Origin of the sequence: Mycobacterium sp. (assembly GCF_049673265.1) — a bacterium.
GTDB lineage: Bacteria > Actinomycetota > Actinomycetes > Mycobacteriales > Mycobacteriaceae > Mycobacterium.
Window position 1 is genome coordinate 1 of the sequence record NZ_JBATXN010000122.1, and the last position, 2,756, is coordinate 2,756.

The 2,756-nt window shown below is 66.2% G+C and carries 3 protein-coding genes; all 3 read left to right on the forward strand.

The genetic code is table 11. From position 1 onward, the window contains the following. The first annotated feature begins 180 nt into the window (after window positions 1-180). Complete coding sequence (gene mraZ / locus WBF82_RS04205) at window positions 181-612, forward strand: division/cell wall cluster transcriptional repressor MraZ (protein WP_424381844.1); 432 nt, start codon at window positions 181-183, stop codon at window positions 610-612. Beyond that, complete coding sequence (gene rsmH, locus WBF82_RS04210) at window positions 587-1,819, forward strand: 16S rRNA (cytosine(1402)-N(4))-methyltransferase RsmH (protein ID WP_424381845.1); 1,233 nt, start codon at window positions 587-589, stop codon at window positions 1,817-1,819. Before mraZ ends, rsmH begins: the two co-directional genes overlap by 26 nt. Continuing rightward, window positions 1,819-2,756: hypothetical protein (locus tag WBF82_RS04215; RefSeq protein ID WP_424381846.1), on the forward strand; the 938-nt coding region annotated here is incomplete at its 3' end. The genes rsmH and WBF82_RS04215, both read left to right, overlap by 1 nt.

The window sequence follows — 2,756 nt, forward strand, 5'->3', positions numbered from 1 at the left end:
CTGCAGCTCAAAGGCGATTTAGCCGTAGTATCGCTCCTACCGCGCTGGCCTGTCGCTGTCGTTGAGTGACCGAGGTCCTGCCAAAACGACATCAAATGGTGATTTTCCTACTGTTAAATGGAGCGCAGTGGGGGATTGTGGGGTATGGTGGCGGAAGTCGAAAGACGGGGAGGTGGCCAGATGTTTCTCGGCACCTACACCCCGAAGCTCGACGACAAAGGGCGGCTCACACTGCCCGCCAAGTTCCGCGACGCGCTGGCAGGAGGGCTAATGGTCACCAAGAGCCAAGACCACAGCCTGGCTGTCTATCCCCGAACGGAATTCGAGCAACTTGCCCGCCGAGCCAGCAAGGCATCAAGAAGCAACCCGGAGGCAAGAGCATTCCTGCGAAATCTGGCTGCCGCCACTGACGAACAGCATCCCGACGCGCAAGGCCGGATCACGTTGTCGGCCGACCACCGCCGCTACGCCAACCTGTCGAAGGACTGCGTGGTCATCGGATCGGTTGACTACCTCGAGATCTGGGATGCACAGGCTTGGCAGGAATACCAACAGACCCACGAAGAGAACTTCTCCGCAGCCAGCGATGAAGCACTCGGCGACATTATCTGAGGCGCGTGCCCGTGCACCGTGGCCTCTGCCCGAACCGACCCTGACGTACTTCCCCAACGCCAGGTTCGTGCTGTCGGACAGGGACCTCGATGCAGGGGCCCGCCGAGCCGCCCACCAATTCAACGGGCGATCGCAAGGGCGGCGCAGCCGGTCGCAGCGGTTCGCCCGCCATGCCTTACGTCGGGAAGGTGTTGTTGTGCCTGACGCCACTGGTGGATTCGGTCATGTGCCAGTGCTGCTCGAGCGCTGCGTCGCGCTGCTCACCCCCGCGCTCACGCGGGAGAATCCGGACGGATCTGGGGCTGTGCTCGTCGACGCGACCATCGGTGCCGGCGGTCACGCCGAACGGTTTTTGACCGAGCTGCCCGGGCTGCGGCTGATCGGCATCGACCGCGACCCGACCGCGCTCGACATTGCCCGCACCCGCCTGGCGCAATTCGCTGACCGGCTCACCCTGATCCAGACCCGCTATGACGGAATCGGCGATGCTCTGATCCAATCCGGTTACACTGCAACCGAATCCGTGGACGGGATACTCTTCGATCTCGGCGTCTCTTCGATGCAGCTCGATCGCAGTGAGCGCGGTTTCTCCTACGCCCAGGACGCGCCACTGGACATGCGGATGGATCCCACCGCAGTGCTGACTGCCGCTGAGATCGTGAACACCTACGATGAGGCCGCGCTCACCGACATTCTGCGCCGGTACGGCGAGGAGCGCTTCGCCCGCCGCATCGCCACACACATCATCCGCCGCCGCGCACGCACGCCGTTCACCTCGACCAGCGAGCTGGTAGAGCTTGTCTACCAAGCGGTTCCGGCGCCGGCCCGGCGCACGGGCGGCCACCCCGCCAAGCGGATATTCCAGGCGCTGCGTATTGCGGTCAACGGCGAGCTGGACGCATTGCGCGACGCCATGCCCGCCGCGCTGGACGCCCTGGCCACCGACGGACGCATCGTGGTGCTGGCCTACCAGTCGCTTGAGGACCGCATCGTCAAACGAGTGTTCGCCGAGGCCGTCACCTCCAGCACACCACCGGATCTACCGGTCGAACTCCCTGGGCACGGACCGCAATTCAGCTCGCTGACGCGCGGCGCCGAACGCGCCGGCGACGTCGAGGTCCGACAAAACCCGCGGAGTGCCCCGGTGAGATTGCGTGCTTTGCAACGCCTGACATCGGGGCATGAGACAGCGAGGAGGGGAGGCTGATGAAAGCCAAGCGTGAAACACCACCACCGCGCGGCGGGGATCGTCGGCGCTCGCAGAGCGGAACTTCCCGGAACTCCGGGCGTCGGCCGGCCGATGCGACCCCTGCGCGTCGGGCTCGTTCACGCACCGGTAAAGCGTCAGCGCCGGCCCGTGAGCCGCGAACGTCGCGATTGGCGCCGCAGACCACACCGATCTCCCGGCCAGCCGAGCGGCCGGCCCGACCCAAGAACGCCAGCCAAGCCAAGGCGCGGGCGAAGGCGCGGAAAGCCAAGGCACCCAAAGTTGTTCGACCCCCATTGCGGGAACGTCTGCTCAACCGGATGTCATCGATCGACCTACGGCCGCGTACCTTGGTGGCCAAAGTGCCGTTCGTGGTGCTCGTGATCGGTTCTCTCGGCGCGGGGTTGGGCCTCACGTTGTGGTTGTCCACCGACTCTGCTGAGCGGTCCTACCAGCTGGGCAGTGCCCGCCAGCAGAATCGGCTGTTGCAGCAGCAGAAGGAAGCGCTGGAGCGAGATGTGCTGGAGGCAGAATCCGCACCCGCGTTGGCCGAGGCGGCCCGCGGCCTGGGAATGATTCCCAGCAGGGACACCGCGCACTTGGTCCAGGACCCGTCAGGCAATTGGGTGGTGGTCGGTACTCCCAAGCCTGCTCAAGGGGTTTCGCCGCCGCCGCTCAACACCAAACTCCCGGACGAGAAGCCGGCGCAGCCTCCGGCTCCACCGGGGAACACGGCTGAGGTGCCGAAGCGGGTGTTGCCGGGCAGCGGCGCTACGGCTGTACCGCTGGCGCCTGGGCCCGACACGATGGTCCGCACCCCTGACGGGGCCACCACGCTGGGCACCGAGCACTTCCCGGCACCTGGCACACCTCCACTGCCGGCTGCCGGACCGGGCCCACAACCGCCAGCTGCGCCGGCCGCGCCCGGGTTGCCGCC